The sequence below is a fragment of the Cupriavidus sp. FW305-F7 genome (assembly GCF_058782875.1).
Genome location: NZ_JBYSYC010000003.1, coordinates 247,182 through 264,249, shown reverse-complemented (window position 1 = coordinate 264,249; position 17,068 = coordinate 247,182). Strand labels below are relative to the sequence as shown.

Annotated in this window: 16 protein-coding genes; 14 read left to right on the top strand and 2 right to left on the bottom strand. The window is 67.6% G+C overall.

Features of this window, described 5'->3' with window-relative positions:
• Positions 1 to 28: 28 nt before the first annotated feature.
• A complete protein-coding gene (locus tag AC3WL8_RS04550) occupies positions 29 to 808 on the bottom strand; it encodes an enoyl-CoA hydratase-related protein (protein WP_013953766.1) in 780 nt (259 codons plus the stop codon).
• Between the two features lie 274 nt (positions 809 to 1,082).
• Between AC3WL8_RS04550 and gbd the strand changes: the two genes are divergently transcribed.
• The 10 genes from gbd (at position 1,083) to AC3WL8_RS04500 (ending at position 11,034) form a co-directional block, all read left to right on the top strand.
• On the top strand, positions 1,083 to 2,222 hold the full coding sequence (gene gbd / locus AC3WL8_RS04545) for a 4-hydroxybutyrate dehydrogenase (RefSeq protein WP_492377954.1): 1,140 nt from the start codon (positions 1,083 to 1,085) through the stop codon (positions 2,220 to 2,222).
• 83 nt (positions 2,223 to 2,305) lie between these two features.
• Complete coding sequence (locus AC3WL8_RS04540; protein ID WP_492377953.1) at positions 2,306 to 3,286, top strand: DctP family TRAP transporter solute-binding subunit; 981 nt, start codon at positions 2,306 to 2,308, stop codon at positions 3,284 to 3,286.
• A gap of 11 nt (positions 3,287 to 3,297) precedes the next feature.
• The gene (locus AC3WL8_RS04535; protein WP_114133179.1) at positions 3,298 to 4,230 is read left to right on the top strand and encodes an amidohydrolase family protein; all 933 of its coding nucleotides are present in this window, start codon (positions 3,298 to 3,300) and stop codon (positions 4,228 to 4,230) included.
• A 27-nt stretch (positions 4,231 to 4,257) separates the two neighbouring features.
• Positions 4,258 to 4,758: a TRAP transporter small permease gene (locus tag AC3WL8_RS04530; protein WP_013953770.1), complete on the top strand. Its 501-nt coding sequence runs from the start codon at positions 4,258 to 4,260 to the stop codon at positions 4,756 to 4,758.
• A gap of 16 nt (positions 4,759 to 4,774) precedes the next feature.
• Positions 4,775 to 6,052, top strand: coding sequence for a TRAP transporter large permease (locus tag AC3WL8_RS04525; protein ID WP_153953307.1), 1,278 nt, complete (start codon positions 4,775 to 4,777; stop codon positions 6,050 to 6,052).
• Between the two features lie 40 nt (positions 6,053 to 6,092).
• Positions 6,093 to 6,269 carry a hypothetical protein gene (locus tag AC3WL8_RS04520; RefSeq protein ID WP_153953306.1) on the top strand — a complete coding sequence of 59 codons (177 nt, stop codon included), beginning with the start codon at positions 6,093 to 6,095 and terminating at the stop codon, positions 6,267 to 6,269.
• A gap of 41 nt (positions 6,270 to 6,310) precedes the next feature.
• Positions 6,311 to 6,919: a PPC domain-containing DNA-binding protein gene (locus AC3WL8_RS04515; protein ID WP_492377952.1), complete on the top strand. Its 609-nt coding sequence runs from the start codon at positions 6,311 to 6,313 to the stop codon at positions 6,917 to 6,919.
• A gap of 512 nt (positions 6,920 to 7,431) precedes the next feature.
• Positions 7,432 to 8,811, top strand: a complete 1,380-nt coding sequence (locus tag AC3WL8_RS04510) for an amino acid permease (protein ID WP_153953305.1) — start codon at positions 7,432 to 7,434, stop codon at positions 8,809 to 8,811.
• Between the two features lie 81 nt (positions 8,812 to 8,892).
• Positions 8,893 to 9,882 carry a ferritin-like domain-containing protein gene (locus tag AC3WL8_RS04505; protein ID WP_492377951.1) on the top strand — a complete coding sequence of 330 codons (990 nt, stop codon included), beginning with the start codon at positions 8,893 to 8,895 and terminating at the stop codon, positions 9,880 to 9,882.
• A gap of 9 nt (positions 9,883 to 9,891) precedes the next feature.
• Complete coding sequence (locus AC3WL8_RS04500) at positions 9,892 to 11,034, top strand: glycosyltransferase (protein ID WP_013953777.1); 1,143 nt, start codon at positions 9,892 to 9,894, stop codon at positions 11,032 to 11,034.
• A gap of 15 nt (positions 11,035 to 11,049) precedes the next feature.
• On the opposite strand, the gene hpnA is transcribed toward AC3WL8_RS04500, so the two are convergent.
• Positions 11,050 to 12,057 carry a hopanoid-associated sugar epimerase gene (gene hpnA / locus AC3WL8_RS04495; RefSeq protein ID WP_153953303.1) on the bottom strand — a complete coding sequence of 336 codons (1,008 nt, stop codon included), beginning with the start codon at positions 12,055 to 12,057 and terminating at the stop codon, positions 11,050 to 11,052.
• 207 nt (positions 12,058 to 12,264) lie between these two features.
• Between hpnA and ispH the strand changes: the two genes are divergently transcribed.
• Genes ispH through hpnJ form a run of 4 tightly spaced genes read left to right on the top strand, consistent with a single transcriptional unit; the run spans position 12,265 to position 17,056 of the window.
• The gene (gene ispH, locus AC3WL8_RS04490; protein WP_114133171.1) at positions 12,265 to 13,278 is read left to right on the top strand and encodes a 4-hydroxy-3-methylbut-2-enyl diphosphate reductase; all 1,014 of its coding nucleotides are present in this window, start codon (positions 12,265 to 12,267) and stop codon (positions 13,276 to 13,278) included.
• A 21-nt stretch (positions 13,279 to 13,299) separates the two neighbouring features.
• On the top strand, positions 13,300 to 14,469 hold the full coding sequence (gene hpnH / locus AC3WL8_RS04485; protein ID WP_013953780.1) for an adenosyl-hopene transferase HpnH: 1,170 nt from the start codon (positions 13,300 to 13,302) through the stop codon (positions 14,467 to 14,469).
• A gap of 11 nt (positions 14,470 to 14,480) precedes the next feature.
• Positions 14,481 to 15,635, top strand: a complete 1,155-nt coding sequence (gene hpnI / locus AC3WL8_RS04480) for a bacteriohopanetetrol glucosamine biosynthesis glycosyltransferase HpnI (protein ID WP_211979417.1) — start codon at positions 14,481 to 14,483, stop codon at positions 15,633 to 15,635.
• Positions 15,632 to 17,056, top strand: coding sequence for a hopanoid biosynthesis associated radical SAM protein HpnJ (gene hpnJ, locus AC3WL8_RS04475; RefSeq protein ID WP_211979418.1), 1,425 nt, complete (start codon positions 15,632 to 15,634; stop codon positions 17,054 to 17,056). Before hpnI ends, hpnJ begins: the two co-directional genes overlap by 4 nt.
• Positions 17,057 to 17,068: the final 12 nt, after the last annotated feature.

The window sequence follows — 17,068 nt, the reverse complement described above, 5'->3', positions numbered from 1 at the left end:
TGCCACGGTGCTTGGAAAAAAGGTGCTTTCAACGGCCCACGAATTGCGGCCGGGTCTTGTCGATAAAGGCGCGGTGGCCGATACGGAAATCCTCGGTATCGAAGCAGACATAGGACTCGGCATGCTCTTCCGGACGCAGCGGCGTGGGGTCCGACAACCGGCGCACGAACTGCTTGTGCCAGCGCGCCACCAGCGGCGCGCCGGCGGCAATGCGGCGTGCTGTCGCGTAGGCTTCGTCAGGCACCGCCTCATCCGCCACCACTCGGTTGACGAGGCGCTTTTCCAGTGCCTCCGCAGCATCGAACACGCGGCCTTCCAGCACGATCTCCAGCGCGGTCGCCGGCCCCGCAAGCGCCACCAGCCCGCCCAGTTCGCCATACGACATCACCAGTCCGAGCCGGTTGACCGGCACGCCGAAGCGGCTTGACTCGCCGCAGATGCGGAGGTCGCACATCGAGGCGATCTCCAGCCCGCCGCCGACGCACGCGCCCTGGATCAGCGCGATGGTCGGGTGCCGGCATTCGGCGATGGCGCGCATGGTGGCGTTGGTGATCTCGCCATACTGCTGCGCCTGCGCCGCGTTGGCGCGCATGGTGTCGAACTCGGCGATGTCCGCGCCGGCGGCGAAGGCCTTGTCGCCGGCGCCGCGCAGCACCACGCAGCGCAGCGTGTCGTCGGCAGACAGGCCCTGAATGGCTTCGGTCAGGCCCTGCCACATGGATAGGTCCATGGCATTGAGCTTGTCCGGGTTATTCAGCGTGATGGTGGCGACCTGGGCGTCGCGCTCGATCAGGATCGGTTGTCTCATGGTTGTCGTTGGTGTGGAGGAGGCCCGGCATGTGCGGGCGGTGGTCCGGAATCCGGCTGGTCTGCGCCAGTCTAGGGCCCGCGTCGCGCGCCGCAAAACGAGAAAATCTCAGCGCCGTTTCAAGAAAAACTAGGCATTCGTTGCTGTGAATTTTTCTTGGGCTCCCTTCAAGTAAATCCACGTTGTTACCTGCGGGCCTTGTTTCTAGACTTCGTCACCAATGCAGCCGGCCCGCCTGCGGCGCCCGGCACACCACACACAGCACGGAGACAAGATGGCCCTCATCAACTACATCACCCAGATCCAGATCGACTTCGGCGCGATCGGGCTGCTGGCCCAGGAATGCGAACGCATCGGCATCACGCGCCCGCTGGTGGTCACCGACGCCGGCGTCAAGGCCGCGGGCATCGTCCAGCGCGTGCTGGAGCAGCTGCGCCCTGGCTGCGAAGCCGTGATCTACGACGGCACGCCGTCCAACCCGACCGAAGCCGCCATGCGCGAAGCCGTGCGCCTCTATGGCGACTACCGCTGCGACGGCATCATCGCGGTGGGCGGCGGCTCGCCCATCGACCTGGCCAAGGGCGTGGCAGTGTGCGCCACGCACGACGGCCCGCTGCGCCAGTTCGCCGCGATCGAAGGCGGCGTGGCGCGGATCACGCCTGCGACCGCGCCGGTGATCGCCATCCCCACCACTGCCGGCACCGGCAGCGAAGTCGGCCGCGGCGCGGTGCTGATCCTCGACGACGGCCGCAAAGTGGGCGTGCTGTCGCCTTACCTGGTGCCGCGCGTGGCGATCTGCGATCCCGAGCTGACCCTGGGCCTGCCGCCGATGCTGACCGCGGCCACCGGCATGGATGCCATCGCGCATTGCCTGGAGACCTTCATGGCGCCGGCCTTCAACCCGCCGGCCGACGGCATCGCGCTGGATGGCCTGCGCCGCGCCTGGCTACATATCGAACGCGCGCGGCGCGATCCAAAGGACCGTGCCGCACGGCTGGCGATGATGAGCGCGTCGATGCAGGGCGCGTTGGCGTTCCAGAAAGGCCTGGGTTGCGTGCACAGCCTGAGCCATGCGCTCGGCGGGCTGATGCCAACGCTGCACCACGGCACCCTGAACGCGGTGCTGCTCCCGGCGGTGATCCGCTTCAATGCGGACGCGCCGTCGATGCAGGCAGAGGCCAAGCTGGAGCGCATCGCGCAGGCCATGGGCCTGCCCGACGCCGGCGCCATCGGCGCGGCCATCACGGACATGAACCAGCGCCTGGGCCTGCCGGCAGGCTTGCGGCAGATGGGTGTGGACCCTGCCCTGTTCCCCCGCGCGATCAACTACGCGCTGGCCGACCATTGCCACAAGACCAACCCGCGCGTGGCCAGCGCCGAAGACTACACGGCAATGCTGCAGGCCTCTCTGTAGATCGCGCGAAACACCCGCCCCCGCACGGGGCAGCACAGAGCCCGGCATACCCGACCGGGCCGCATGACAAACCAGGAGACACCATGAAACACGTTATCCCGCATATCGTGCTGGCGGCGCTATTGTCCGTCGCCGGCGTGGCCGCCGCGCAGACGCCCGTCAAGCTGCGCTTTGCCCATACCGTTCCGGAAACCGATTCGCAGCATCAGGCCGCGCTGGCCTTCAGCAAGAAGGTCAAGGAGCGCACGCAGGGCGGTGTCGAGATCCAGGTCTTTGCCAACAGCCAGCTCGGCAACGACACCACGCTGGTCACGGGCGTGCGCAGCGGCACCATCGACATCGGTGCCACCGGCAATCCCTTTGTCACCGGTCTGGTGCCGCGCCTGAACGTTCTCGACCTGCCCTACCAGTTCGAGGATGGCCCGTCGGCCTACAAGGTGCTGGACGGCGCGGTGGGCCTCTCGCTGCTCGACGAGCTGGGCGCGCACCGCATCAAGGGCCTGGCCTTCTGGGAAATCGGCTTCCGCAGCCTGGGTAACAACAAACGGCCCATCAACAAGGCCGAGGACATCCGCGGCCTGAAGATCCGCACCACGCCCAACCCTTCGCATATCAAGGCCTTCCAGCTGCTGGGTGCGAGCCCGCAGCCGATGCCGTTCGCCGAGGTCTTCGGCGCGTTGGAATCCGGTGCGGTGGACGGCCAGGAAAACCCGCCCACGCTGATGGTGTCGGCCAAGATGTACGAGGTGCAGAAGTACGTCTCGATGACGCGCCACGCCTATACGGCGCTGGTGGTGCTGATGAATAAGGCCAGGTTTGATTCGCTCAAGCCTGAGTACCAGAAGGTGCTGCTGGAAGAAGCCGCGGCCGCCGCCAACTACCAGCGCAAGCTCAACGCCGACAACGAAGCGGCCGCAATCGCCACGCTGCGCGCCAAGGGCGTGCAGGTCAACGAGCATCCCGACAACTCCGGCATCCGCAAGGTAGTGCGCGAGGAAACGCGCCAGCTGTTCGTGCAGAAGAACGGCGACGCCGTGCTGCGCGCCATGGACGCCCAGCGGTAGGAGGACGAGCCATGCCGGTGCTACCCACCGCCATCGTCGACGCCCACCACCACCTGTGGCGGCTCGGCACGGCGCGCTACCCCTGGCTGCAGGAAGGATACGACCCTGCCGCCTTCTTCCTTGGCGACTACGCCACGCTGCGGCAGGACTTCGATCCGTCGGACTACCTGCGGCAGTGGGACGGGCTGCACCTGGCCGCCAGCGTGCATGTCGAAGCCGAACGGCATGCCGACGAGTCGATGGCCGAGACCGCGTGGCTGCATCAGGTCCACGCGCGACACGGCTTTCCCAATGCAGTGGTGGCGCATGCCGATTTCAACAGTGACACGCTGGCGGCGCAATTGCGCGCGCACCAGGCCTTCCCGCTGGTGCGGAGCGTGCGGTGCAAGCCGCGCACCAGCCGCACCGCCGATGGCAGCGTGCGCGGGCAGCCGGGCACGCTACAGGATCCGCGCTGGCAGTCCGGCCTGCAGCGGCTGGCCGAGCATGGTCTGGCGTGGGACCTGCGCGTGCCCTGGTGGCACCTTGAGGAAGCCGCGGAGGCGATAGCGGCCGTGCCGGGACTGGCGGTGGTGGTCGAGCACACCGGCCTGCCGTGGGACCGCTCGGAAGCCGGCCTGGGCGGCTGGCGCCGCGGACTCACGGCGCTGTCCAGCCTGCCCGGCGTGCACCTGAAGCTGTCCGAGTTCGGCCTGCCCGGCGCGGCGTGGGACCGCGCCGGCAATGTCGGCGTGATCCAGCAGGCGCTGGAAATCTTCGGCTGGCAGCGCTGCATGTTCGCCAGCAATCTGCCGGTTTCCGGCCTGCGCGCATCTCTGCATGAAATCGTCAACACCGTGGCCGCGGGGCTGGAATGCCTGCCCGACGCCGCCGCCCAAGCGGTGTGGCACGACAACGCCATGCGCTTTTACCGGATCGAGGCGCCCGCAGCGAGCCTGCGCTGACGCCCGTCCAACCAGGAGCTCCAAATCATGAACCGCATTACGCTCCGCCTGGCCCAGGGCGCCATGGTCGCCATGATGGCCACCATGATCGTGCTGGTCTTCGGCAACGTGGTCCTGCGCTACGTCTTCAATTCCGGCATTGCCTTCTCTGAGGAAGCCTCGCGCTTCATCTTCATGTGGCTGACGCTGACCGGCGCGCTGCTGGTGATGCACGACAAGGCTCACCTCGGCATGTCCACGGTGGTCTCGCGACTGGGGGAAAACGGCCAGCGCGCCTGCCGCCTGCTGGCCGATGCAGGCGCGCTGGGCTGCTGCCTGCTGCTGGCGCACGGCGCCTGGCAGCTGGTGGCGATCGGCATGGACGACCGTGCCCCCGTCACCGGCGTGCCGCTGGGCGTGGTCTATGCCTGCCTGCTGGTATGCAGCGTCGGCATGGCGGCGATTCTTCTGCACGGGCTGTGGCGGCTGGTCAGCGGCCGCATGCCGCAGCATGAACTGGTGCCGCAGTCCGGCGCCACCGGCGAATGACCGCGAGGAGCCCATCATGACCATCTTTGTCTTTGTCGGCTCGCTGCTGGGCGCGATGTCGCTCGGCATGCCCATCGCCTTTGCGCTGCTCGCTTCTGGTGTCGCGCTGATGCTGCACCTGGGCAACTTCGATACGCAGATCCTCGCGCAGAACATGCTCGAGGGCGTCAACAACTATCCGCTGATGGCGGTGCCGTTCTTCATGCTGGCCGGCGAGCTGATGAACGCCGGCGGGCTGTCGCAACGGATCGTGCGCGTGGCGAATGCGGCGGTCGGGCACGTGCGCGGCGGGCTGGGCTACGTGGCGATCATCGCGGCCACGGTGGTGGCCAGCATCTCCGGCTCGGCGGTGGCCGATACCGCCGCCGTCGCCGCGCTGCTGATCCCGATGATGCGCAACGCCGGCTACAACGTGCCGCGCGCCGCGGGCCTGATCGCAGCGGGCGGCATCATTGCGCCGGTGATCCCGCCGTCGATCGCCATCGTCGTGTTCGGCGTGGTCGCGCAGGTCTCGATCACCAAGCTGTTCCTGGCCGGCATCGCGCCCGGCGCCATGATGGCGCTGACGCTCGCCGTCACCTGGCACTTCTGCGCGCGCAAGGAGAAGCTGGCGCCGGTGGAACCGTTCAGTGCGCGCCGCCTGGCCAAGGCCGCGCTCGACGGCGTGTGGGCGCTGGTGCTGCCGGTGGTGATCATCGGCGGCATGAAGATCGGCGCCTTCACGCCGACCGAAGCCGCCGTGGTGGCGGTGGTCTACGCCATGGCGGTCGGCCGCTTCGTCTACGGCGAGCTGAAGCTGCGCGCGCTGCCGGATCTGATCGTCACCGCGGCCAAGACTTCCAGCACGGTGCTGTTCCTGGTGGCGTGCGCGCTGGTCTCGGCGTGGCTGATCACCATCGCCAACATCCCGGCACAGGTGACCGACCTGCTCGAGCCGTTCATCGACAACAAGATCCTGCTGATGTTCGTGATCATGGTCCTGGTGATCGTGGTCGGCACCGCGCTCGACCTGATGCCGACCGTGCTGATCATGACGCCGATCCTGATGCCGGTGATCACCAAGGCGGGCATCGACCCGGTGTACTTCGGCGTGATGTTCGTACTCAACAATGCCATCGGCCTGCTGACGCCGCCGGTCGGTACGGTGCTCAATGTGGTGGCCGGCACTTCCCGGTGCAGCCTGGACAGCGTGATCAGCGGCGTCTGGCCCTTCCTGCTGAGCCTGACCGCGCTGATGTTCCTGTTCGTGCTGTTCCCGCAGCTGATTCTCGTGCCGGCCGCATGGCTGCATTGAGGCCAACCGCGCGCCGCTTCCCTTCCTTGCAGGACACAAGATGTCATCCATCAACGAGATCGAGGACCTGCGTCGGCTCGCCCGGCAGCGGGTACCGCGCATGTTTTATGAGTACGCCGACTCCGGTTCGTGGACCGAGTCCGCATCGAAGTCCATATGGACGGCGGCACATCGTGCTGCCGCCGCATCCGCCTGCTCCGTAATTTTCTTGCCGTAGCCACAAACCCAACCGCAAACAAACCAGACAGGAGACTACAGATGATCCTTCGCATAACCCTGCGCGCCCGCCAGGCGCTCGCCATCCTCGCAGCGGCCACCTCCGTTGGCGGCCTCGCCCTGATGCCCGCGCCAGCCGCGGCGCAGCCGGCGCCATCCGCCGAATGCAGGACGGCACTGGACGCCCGTGCCCAGAACCCGAACTACCCGCGCGAGAGCGTGCCGCGCTACATCAAGACCCCCACCGGCTACCTGCTAGTGCTGCGCATGGGCGACAACGTCTTCGAGCAGATCGAAGCCTTTGCCATCTGCGAGAAGGTGCCCAGCGCAAGCCTGTCCGCGATCGGCTTCGCCAACGTCATGTTCGGCTTCTGGGATGCCGCGAAGAAGCAGTTCAACCCGCGCACCTTCCGCAACGTGGAGATGGCCAGCATCGTCGGCAGCCTGGCCTGGAAAGAAGGCAAGCCGTCGATTCATGCACACGGCGTGGCCGGCGACAGCAGTTTCGACACGTACGGCGGCCACATCCTGTCGATGGAGGTCGGCACCGGATCGCTGGAAGTGACGGTGACGGCCTATCCGCAGCAACTGGAACGCGGCATCGACCCGAAGATCGGCGCAAACGTGCTGGGGCTGCGCGATAGCCACTGACGGGCACTTCGCACACGCGGACCCAGAAGTCAATCACGTCGCCGCCCGGACCGGCAATTCGAGCTGGGCGTTCAGTAAAGGTCTCGATCGCAGGATTGGCTTCGACCATCATCCAGGTCCGGTAAACCTCATAGCTACCGAGGCTCAGCCGGCGTCCAGGCTTTGGGCTGAACAGCTCAATCGCGGAAGCTCAGGACTGCCGCGCGGCCTCGATCTCCTCCTTCAGGATCGGGATGGCGACCGACGTGTCAAGTTGAGCCGGAGGGGGGGCCGCTCCCGTGCCAGTACGGCAGGACCATCGAGCCACACAATTGCGCGCAGGGGTATCGCCGCTCCCATCGCCAGCAATCTTTCCTGATTTTCACGACGAATTCAGCAACAAATACCCCCGTTATCTGATTAACCTGCCCGCTATTTTCCGTTTGCGGCCCACCGCGGACGAGAAAATAGCTGCTCCCGCCGGCCCCACGAAGGCCGGCGCGGCCTTTCAGATGACACGGAGACAACGACACATGAGTGCAAGCGCAGAACATCTGCAACGCGGCCTGGGCGAACGCCATATCCGGCTGATGGCGCTGGGTTCGGCCATCGGCGTGGGCCTGTTCCTGGGCGCCGGCAATGCCATCAAGATGGCCGGCCCCGCCATCATGCTGGGCTACCTGATCGGCGGCGCGGTGATCTTCCTGATCATGCGCGCGCTGGGCGAGATGGCCGTGCACAACCCCGTGGCCGGCTCCTTCTGCCGCTACGCGCAGGACCACATGGGCCCGCTGGCGGGCTACCTGACCGGCTGGAACTACTGGTTCCTGTGGCTGGTGACCTGCGTGGCGGAAATCACCGCCGTGGCCATCTACATGGGCATGTGGTTCCCCGACGTGCCGCGCTGGATCTGGGCACTGGCCGCGCTGGCGGCGATGGGCTCGGTCAACCTGATGGCGGTCAAGGCCTATGGCGAGTTCGAGTTCTGGTTCGCCATGATCAAAATCGTCACCATCGTGCTGATGCTGTTCGGCGGCGGCGCGATGATCGTGTTCGGCTTTGGCAACGGCGGTGTCGCCACCGGCATCTCCAACCTGTGGGCGCACGGCGGCTTTATGCCCAACGGCGCCTCCGGCGTGCTGATGTCGCTGCAGATGGTGATGTTCGCCTACCTGGGCGTGGAGATGATCGGCCTGACCGCCGGCGAGGCGCGCAACCCGAAGAAGTCGATCCCGGACGCGATCAACTCGGTGTTCTGGCGCATCCTGATCTTCTACGTGGGCGCGCTGTTCGTGATCCTGGCACTGTACCCGTGGAACGAGATCGGCGCCCAGGGCAGCCCCTTCGTGCTGACCTTCGAGCGGCTGGGCATCAAGACCGCCGCCGGCATCATCAACTTCGTGGTGCTGACCGCGGCGCTGTCGTCGTGCAACGGCGGCATCTTCAGCACCGGACGCATGCTGTACAACCTGGCGCAGCAGGGCCAGGCGCCCAAGGCCTTTGCCAGGGTCGACCGCAATGGCGTGCCGCGCCGCGCGCTGCTGGTGTCGATCGCCGCGCTGCTGTGCGGCGTTCTGCTCAATTACCTGGTGCCGGAGCAGGTCTTTGTCTGGGTGACGGCGATCTCCACCTTCGGCGCGGTCTGGACCTGGGCCATCATCCTGGTCACGCAGATCAACTTCCGCCGCAGCCTGTCGGCGGCCGAGCGCAAGGCGCTGGCCTTCCGCATGCCGTTCTGGCCGTATGGCTCCTACATCGCGCTGGCCTTCCTGGCGCTGGTGGTGGCGCTGATGGCCTACTTCCCGGAGACCCGCGTGGCGCTGTACGTGGGCCCGGGCTGGCTGGTCCTGCTGACGGTGTGCTACTACGCGCTGGACATGCGCTCGCGCGGGCCGGTCAGCTACCGCGCCTGACCTTGCCGTAGCCTGCGGGGTGCGCCGGCCGGCGCGCCTCGCTACAATGACCCCCGGGCAATCCAACGCCAGGGGGGCCGAATGTCCGAGACCACTGAGGTTGCTGGCAACGCGGCGGCCGCGCCGCCGCGCAACAGCGCCGCCGATGCCGAGGCCCGCGCCATCGCGGTTGCCGATACGGTCGCTCGCACTGCCGTCGAGCAGGCCGACCATACCATGCGCCACTGGACCGACCCCACCCCGGGGCCGGTGCGCATCGGCTCCCCGCAGCACCTGCAGACGTTCTGCAATATGCTGCTGCAGACCCACAACCCCTACAAACCCACCGTGATCGACTGGCCGAAGCTGTCGCCGGAGGCCCTGCACCGCGTCACCTCGCTGCCGATCTGGGACATCGCCGTGCAGACCGAGGGCCGCGCCTCGATCCGCGTCAAGACCTTTGCCGATACCGTCGGCGATCCGCTGCTGCGCAGCGCGCTGGAAATGGACGGCGGCGAGGAGGCGCGCCACAAGGTGGTGCTGTCGAAGCTGGTCGAGGCCTATGGCATCGCGCTCGCGCCCGAGCCTGACTACCCGCCACCTGACGATCCGGAATGGGGCTGGCTGGTCACCGGCTACAGCGAGTGCATCGACAGCTTTTTCGCCTTCGGCCTGTTCGCCGCGGCCAGGCGCTCGGGCTTCTTCCCCGCCGAGCTGGTCGAGACCTTCGAGCCGGTGATCCAGGAGGAAGGCCGCCATATCCTGTTCTTCGTCAACTGGGCCGCCTGGTACCGGCGCAACCTGCCGTGGTGGCGCCGCCCGCTGTTTGCGCTGAAGGTGGCGCGGGTGTGGGCCTTCCTGGTCTGGGAGCGCATCGGCATTGCGCGCGGCATCGACACCGACGGCGTGGCCCAGGACGCCAACTTCACCATGAACGGTTCCGCGGCGCTGGGCGAAGCCCTGACGCCGGGCGCGATGATCGACCTGTGCCTGGCCGAGAACGACCGGCGCATGGCCGGCTACGACGCGCGCCTGCTGCGCCCGGAAACCGTGCCGCGGCTGGCCCGGCTGGCGCGGCGCTTCGTCAAATAGGGCCGGCCCATGCACCTTGCGTTGGCGTTGTCACTGCTGTCGCTGGCGGTCTGGCTGGTGCTGATCTTTGCCCGTGCCGGCTTCTGGCGCGTGCGCAAGCCGGCTGCCGCACCGGATCCCGCGGCCTGGCCAGACGTGGTCGCGGTCATCCCAGCCCGCAACGAGGCCGAGGTGATCGGCCGCGCCGTGGCCGGCGTGCTGGGCCAGCGCTACCCGGGCCGGCTGGCGCTGGTGGTGGTGGACGACCACAGCCAGGACGGCACCGCCGATATCGCCCGCGCCGCCGCCGCGGCCACCGCGCGCCCGCGGGGGCTGACCGTGATCGGCGCCCGCGAGCTGCCGGCCGGCTGGAGCGGCAAGGTCTGGGCCCAATCCGAAGGGCTGGCCGCGGCCGACCGCATCGCCGCGCAGGCCCGCTACGTCTGGCTGACCGATGCCGATATCTGGCACGGCCCCGGCGTGCTGGCCGCGCTGGTGGCGCGCGCCGAGCACGAGCGGCGCGACCTGGTCTCGCTGATGGTGCGGCTGCGCTGCGAATCCGCCTGGGAACGGCTGATCGTGCCGGCCTTTGTCTTCTTCTTCGCCAAGCTCTACCCCTTCGCCCGCGTGCGCGATGGCCGCAGCCGCGTGGCCGCCGCGGCCGGGGGCTGCATGCTGGCCAGCCGGGCGGCGCTGGCGCGCATTGGCGGCTTTGCCGCCATCCGCGGCGAGCTGATCGACGACTGCAGCCTGGCCTCGCGCATCAAGCCCGGCGGCGCGATCCGCCTGGACCTGGCCGACGACAGCGTGTCGTTGCGGCCCTACAACGACTGGCGCAGCCTGTGGGACATGATCGCGCGCAGCGCCTACACCCAGCTGCGCTATTCGCCGCTGCTGCTGGGCGGCGCGGTGGCGGGCATGGCGCTGACCTACCTGGTGCCGCCGGTGCTGGCGCTCGGCTGGCGGCTGTGGCCGGCATGGCTGGCCTGGGGCGCGATGACCCTGGCCTACCTGCCGATGCTGCGCGAATACCGGCAGCCGGCGTGGCTGGCGCCGCTGCTGCCGGTCACGGCGCTGTTCTACCTGGGGGCGACCATCGACTCGGCACGGCGCTACTGGCTGCGGCGCGGCGGGCAGTGGAAGGGCCGGGCGCAGGCGCCGGTGCGGTCCTGAGCGTGCCGTGCCAGCTTAGCGCTTGTCGAGATACCCCTGCGCCCGGAACCACTCCAGCGCGTCCCGCAAGCCCTCCTGGTATGGCCGCGGCTGATAGCCCAGCACCTTGCGCGCCTTGTCTGATGTAAAGAACATCCGGTACCGGGACATATTGAGTCCATCTACAGTGATGAACGGCTCCTTGCCGGTAAAGCGCGCCGCCGCCTCCGCCCCGTACGCCAGCGGGTACAGCGGCCAGCGCGGCAGCTGCATGGTCGGCGGGCGCCGGCCGCACATCTGCGCGATGTCGCGCAGCATCTGCTGCAGCATCACGTCCTGGCCGCCCAGGATGTAGCGCTCGCCGGCCTGGCCGCGTTCCAGCGCCAGGAAATGCCCTTCGGCCACGTCATCCACATGCGCCAGGTTCAGGCCGGTATCGACAAAGGCGGGGATCTTGCCCGTGGCGGCCTCGACGATGATGCGCCCGGTCGGCGTCGGCCGCACGTCGCGCGGGCCGATCGGGGTGGACGGGTTGACGATGACCGCCGGCAGGCCACGCTCGGCCACCAGCTTTTCGACCACGCGCTCGGCCAGCACCTTGCTGCGCTTGTAGGCGCCGATGGCCTCGTGCGGGCGCAGCGCCGCGGTCTCGTCCACCGGCGCCCGCGCGCCGGCCACGCGCAGCGTCGCCACGCTGCTGGTATAGACCACCCGCTCGACGCCGGCCTGCTGCGCAGCCTCCATCACGGCCAGGGTGCCGTCGACGTTGGTGCGCACGATGTCCTCGGGGTCCGGCGCCCACAGCCGGTAGTCGGCGGCCACATGGAACAGGTAGCGCACGCCCTGCAGCGCGGCGGCCACCGCGCCGGCGTCGCGCATGTCGCCTTCCGCCACGGTCACCGGCAGCCCGGCCAGGTTGGTCCGCGGGCTCTGCGGGCGCACCAGCACGCGCACCCGGAAGCCGCGTGCCAGCGCCCTGCGCGCCACCGCCGAGCCCAGAAAGCCCGAGGCGCCTGTCACCAGCACGTCATCGTTTTTCGTCATAAACCCGTTTTCCCGTGAGGCGGAGTCGCCTTGGCCAGCCTCGCGCTGGCCAAGGCGACTCCAGACAAAGCCGGCGTGTCGGGTATATAGTAACCACCGTGCGACGGAAATGTGATCTGCGGTGGATCTCCGGTGGTTGCCGGTGCATTTCCCGTCCCGCCATCCCAAACACTGACACCCGTTGAAATGGGTCGGGGGGCTTACTCTATGCAGGTGATTCTTGCTCAGCCCCGGGGCTTCTGCGCCGGCGTGGTGCGCGCGATCGAGATTGTCGACCGCGCCCTCGTCAAGCATGGCGCCCCGGTGTTCGTGCGACATGAGATCGTGCACAACAAGCACGTCGTAGAGGGACTGAAGGACAAGGGGGCGCGCTTCGTCGAGGAGCTGGACGAAGTCCCGACCGGCGCCGTGACCATCTTCAGCGCGCACGGGGTCTCGCGCGAGGTCATCGCCGATGCCAGCCAGCGCCAGCTGCATGCCATCGACGCCACCTGCCCGCTGGTGATCAAGGTCCATACCCAGGGGCGCCAGTACGCGGCCAGCGGCCGCACCGTGATCCTGATCGGCCATGCCGGCCACCCGGAGGTGGAAGGCACCATGGGCCAGATCCCGGGCAAGGTGATCCTGGTGCAGAACGAGGCCGAGGTCGCGCAGCTTGACCTGCCCGCCGACACCCCGGTCGCCTACGTCACGCAGACCACGCTGAGCGTGGACGACACCCGCAATATCATCGCCGCGCTCGGGCGCCGCTTCAGCAACCTGGTCGGTCCCGATACGCGCGACATCTGCTACGCCACGCAAAACCGCCAGAGCGCGGTGCGCGACCTGTGCAAGCTGGCCGACGTGATCCTGGTGATTGGCGCGACCAACAGCTCCAACTCCAACCGCCTGCGCGAGATCGGCACGGAAAGCGGCGTGCCCAGCTACCTGATCGCCGAAGGCAGCGAACTGGACCCCGCCTGGGTGCGCAACGCCAACGTGGTGGGCATCACCGCCGGCGCCTCCGCCCCCGAGGAAATGGTCGAGGACGTGATCAACGCGCTGCGCCGGCTGGGCCCGGTGGATGTCACCACCATGGCCGGGCGCGAGGAACATGCCGAGTTCCGGCTGCCGGCCGAGCTGGCCGACGTGAAGCCGAGACCGGCCCCGCGCAAGGCCGGCAAGGAAACCGCCGCAGCCGCGGCCGTACCTGCCACCGCCAACGAGAATATCGCCGGCTGAACCCAACCAGAGGAAGTTGCCTTGGCTATTCCGCTACTGCAGGTCGCCCGCGTGGGCGCCTACATCGTCGGCAAGCATCTGTCGCGACAGAAACGCTATCCGCTTGCCCTGATGCTGGAACCGCTGTTCCGCTGCAACCTGGCGTGTTCAGGCTGCGGCAAGATCGATTATCCGGACCCCATCCTGAACCAGCGCCTGTCGGTGCAGGAATGCCTGGGGGCGGTGGATGAATGCGGTGCCCCGGTGGTGTCCATCGCCGGCGGCGAGCCGCTGCTGCACAAGGACATGCCGGAGATCGTGCAAGGCATCATCGCGCGGCGCAAGTTTGTCTACCTGTGCACCAATGCGCTGCTGATGGAAAAGAAGCTGGACCAGTACCAGCCCAGCCCGTATTTCATCTGGTCGGTGCACCTGGACGGCGACCGCGAGATGCATGACCGCTCGGTGTGCCAGGAAGGCGTGTACGACCGCTGCGTCGAGGCGATCCGGCTGGCCAAGGAACGGGGTTTCCGCGTCAATATCAACTGCACGCTGTTCAACGATGCCCAGCCCGAGCGCGTGGCGAAGTTCTTCGACTCGGTCAAGGCGCTGGGCGTGGACGGCATCACCGTGTCGCCGGGCTATGCCTATGAACGCGCGCCGGACCAGCAGCACTTCCTGAACCGCGGCAAGACCCGCCAGCTGTTCCGCGACATCCTGAGCCGTGGCCGCGCCGGCAAGAACTGGGCCTTCAGCCAGTCGACGCTGTTCCTGGACTTCCTGGCCGGCAACCAGACCTACCACTGCACCCCGTGGGGCAACCCGGCGCGCACCGTATTCGGCTGGCAGCGTCCGTGCTATCTGGTGGGCGAGGGCTATGCCGCCACCTTCCGCGAGCTGATGGAAGAGACCGACTGGGACGCCTACGGCACCGGCAACTACGAGAAGTGCGCCGACTGCATGGTGCACAGCGGCTATGAGGCCACCGCCGTGGCGGACACCTTTGCCCATCCGCTCAAGGCGCTGGGCGTGAGCCTTCGCGGCGTGCGCACCAGCGGGCCGATGGCGCCCGATATTGCGCTGGACAAGCAGCGGCCGGCCGACTACGTGTTTTCGCGCCACGTCGAGATCAAGCTCGAGGAAATCCAGCGCGCGAAGCCGCCCGCCAACCGGCCGCGGCCGGCGAAGGCCAACGCCGCGGCCACGCACTGACTGCACTGCCGATGGCCACCGAACTTGCCGCCACCCTCCCGGGCGCTGCGCTGACCTGCGTGTCGGCGGGCTATGCGCTGGCCGCCGCCTGGCTGTCGCGCCGCGCGCCCGCGGCAGGCGGCGGCACGGCAACGACACCGGTCAGCGTGCTCAAGCCGCTGTGCGGCGCCGAGCCCCGGCTGTACGAGAACCTGGCCACGCTGTGCCGGCAGCGGCATCCGTCGTTCCAGCTGGTATTCGGCGTGCGTGCCGCAGACGATCCCGCCATCGCCGTGGTTGAACGGCTGCGCCGCGACTTCCCGGCGTGCGACATCGCGCTGGTGGTCGATCCGCAAGTGCACGGCACCAACCTGAAAGTCAGCAACCTGATCAACCTGTTCGCGCAGGCCAGGCACGATGTGCTGGTGATCGCCGACAGCGATATCGCCGTGCCGCCCGAATACCTGGCGCGCGTGACCGCGCCGCTGGCCGACGCCGGCGTGGGCGTGGTCACCTGCCTCTACCGCGGCAAACCGACTGGCGGGCTGTGGTCGCGCATTGGTGCGCAGTTTATCGACGACTGGTTCGCGCCGTCGGTGCGCATCGCCCACGCGGGCGGATCGCAACGCTTTGCCTTTGGCGCGACCATTGCGCTGCGCCGCAATGCGCTGGAAGCCATCGGCGGCCTCGCAGCCTTGTCCGGCCGGCTGGCCGACGACTACTGGCTGGGTGAGCTGACGCGGCAGCAAGGCTTGCGCACGGTGCTGTCGGAGGTGGTGGTCACGACCGACGTCACCGAGGACCATTTCACCGACCTGTGGCGACATGAGCTGCGCTGGCTACGCACGATCCGTTCGCTGAATCCGCCGGGCTTTGCCTTTACCTTCATCACGTTCACCTGGCCGATGCTGGCGCTGGGTGTGCTGCTGGCACCGCTGCCGCTGGTACTTGCGGTGGCGGCCGTCGGCGCGCTGGCGCGCAGCGTGCTGGCAGGCAGCGTCGCCGCCGCACTGCGCGCACCGTTGCGCGATGCGCTGCTGCTGGCCGGCTGGGCATTTGCGCTGGCAGGCAAGCGCGTGCAGTGGCGCGAGCAGGTGCTGTCGGTGCGCGATGCCCTGCACGCCAGTCCTGCGCTGACCCCGAATCAACCTTCATCCACCGGCATCCATCCCCAGAGGCCGCTATGAAAAAAACCCTTTTCCTCCAGGCCCCTTCCTTCGACGGCTTCGACGGCGGCGCGGGCTCGCGCTATCAGGCCAAGCGCGAGATCAAGTCGTTCTGGTACCCGACCTGGCTGGCGCAGCCCGCCGCGCTGGTGCCGGGCAGCCGGGTGCTCGACGCACCGGCCGACGGCCTGACCGTGCAGCAGTCGCTGGATATCGCCGCGGACTATGAACTGGTCATCATCCACACCAGCACGCCCTCGTTCCCCACCGACGCCAAGTTCGCCGAGGAACTGAAGAAGCGCAAGCCGGATGTGATGATCGGCATGGTCGGCGCCAAGCCCGCGGTCGATCCAGGCGGCACGCTAGGCGCGAGCGAGGCCATCGACTTCGTCTGCCGCGAGGAGTTCGACTACACCTGCCAGGACGTGGCCGCGGGCAAGCCGCTCAAGGACATCCTGGGGCTGTCCTACCGCCTGCCGGACGGCTCGCTCGAACACAACGGGCAGCGCCCGATGATCGAGAACATGGACGAGCTGCCCTTCGTGGCGCCGGTCTACCAGCGCGACCTGAAGATCGACAACTACTTCATCGGCTACCTGAAGCACCCCTATGTGTCGATCTACACCGGCCGCGGCTGCCGTTCGCGCTGCACCTTCTGCCTGTGGCCGCAGACCGTGGGCGGGCACCGCTACCGCACGCGCTCGGCTGAAAGCGTGATCGCCGAGGTCAAATGGATCAAGGAGAACATGCCCGAGGTCAAGGAGATCATGTTCGACGACGACACCTTCACCGACTTCAAGCCGCGCGTGGAAGAGATCGCTCGGGGGCTGGGCCAGCTGGGCGTAACGTGGTCATGCAATGCCAAGGCCAACGTGCCGTACAGCACGCTCAAAATCATGAAGGAGAACGGGCTGCGCCTGCTGCTGGTGGGCTATGAGTCCGGCGACGACCAGATCCTGCTGAACATCAAGAAAGGCCTGCGTACGGACATTGCGCGCCGCTTCACCGAGGACTGCCGCAAGCTGGGCATCCAGATCCACGGCACCTTTATCCTGGGCCTGCCGGGCGAGACGCGCGAGACCATCGAGAAGACCATCGAGTACGCCAAGGAAATCAACCCGCACACCATCCAGGTGTCGCTGGCCGCGCCCTACCCCGGCACCACGCTGTACCGGCAGGCGGTGGAGAACGGCTGGCTCGAGGAAAACAAGGTCATCAACCTGGTCAACGACCAGGGCGTGCAGCTGGCCGCGATCAGCTATCCGCACCTGTCCAAGGAAGACATCTACCACGGCGTGGAGACCTTCTATAAGCGCTTCTACTTCCGCCCCGGCAAAATCTGGGAAATCGTGCGCGAGATGCTGGGCAGCTGGGACATGATGAAGCGGCGCCTGCGTGAAGGCGTCGAGTTCTTCCGCTTCCTGCGCTCGCACGAGGCCTGATCCTGGCCCACG

Coding starts and splice junctions, on each gene's coding strand:
- hpnJ (WP_211979418.1), top strand. CDS start 15,632: ATGAAAAAAACCCTTTTCCTCCAGGCCCCTTCCTTCGACGGCTTCGAC.
- hpnA (WP_153953303.1), bottom strand. CDS start 12,057: ATGACGAAAAACGATGACGTGCTGGTGACAGGCGCCTCGGGCTTTCTG.
- hpnI (WP_211979417.1), top strand. CDS start 14,481: ATGGCCACCGAACTTGCCGCCACCCTCCCGGGCGCTGCGCTGACCTGC.
- AC3WL8_RS04550 (WP_013953766.1), bottom strand. CDS start 808: ATGAGACAACCGATCCTGATCGAGCGCGACGCCCAGGTCGCCACCATC.
- AC3WL8_RS04515 (WP_492377952.1), top strand. CDS start 6,311: ATGATCCTTCGCATAACCCTGCGCGCCCGCCAGGCGCTCGCCATCCTC.
- AC3WL8_RS04540 (WP_492377953.1), top strand. CDS start 2,306: ATGAAACACGTTATCCCGCATATCGTGCTGGCGGCGCTATTGTCCGTC.
- AC3WL8_RS04525 (WP_153953307.1), top strand. CDS start 4,775: ATGACCATCTTTGTCTTTGTCGGCTCGCTGCTGGGCGCGATGTCGCTC.
- ispH (WP_114133171.1), top strand. CDS start 12,265: ATGCAGGTGATTCTTGCTCAGCCCCGGGGCTTCTGCGCCGGCGTGGTG.
- AC3WL8_RS04505 (WP_492377951.1), top strand. CDS start 8,893: ATGTCCGAGACCACTGAGGTTGCTGGCAACGCGGCGGCCGCGCCGCCG.
- AC3WL8_RS04500 (WP_013953777.1), top strand. CDS start 9,892: ATGCACCTTGCGTTGGCGTTGTCACTGCTGTCGCTGGCGGTCTGGCTG.
- gbd (WP_492377954.1), top strand. CDS start 1,083: ATGGCCCTCATCAACTACATCACCCAGATCCAGATCGACTTCGGCGCG.
- AC3WL8_RS04520 (WP_153953306.1), top strand. CDS start 6,093: ATGTCATCCATCAACGAGATCGAGGACCTGCGTCGGCTCGCCCGGCAG.
- AC3WL8_RS04535 (WP_114133179.1), top strand. CDS start 3,298: ATGCCGGTGCTACCCACCGCCATCGTCGACGCCCACCACCACCTGTGG.
- AC3WL8_RS04530 (WP_013953770.1), top strand. CDS start 4,258: ATGAACCGCATTACGCTCCGCCTGGCCCAGGGCGCCATGGTCGCCATG.
- AC3WL8_RS04510 (WP_153953305.1), top strand. CDS start 7,432: ATGAGTGCAAGCGCAGAACATCTGCAACGCGGCCTGGGCGAACGCCAT.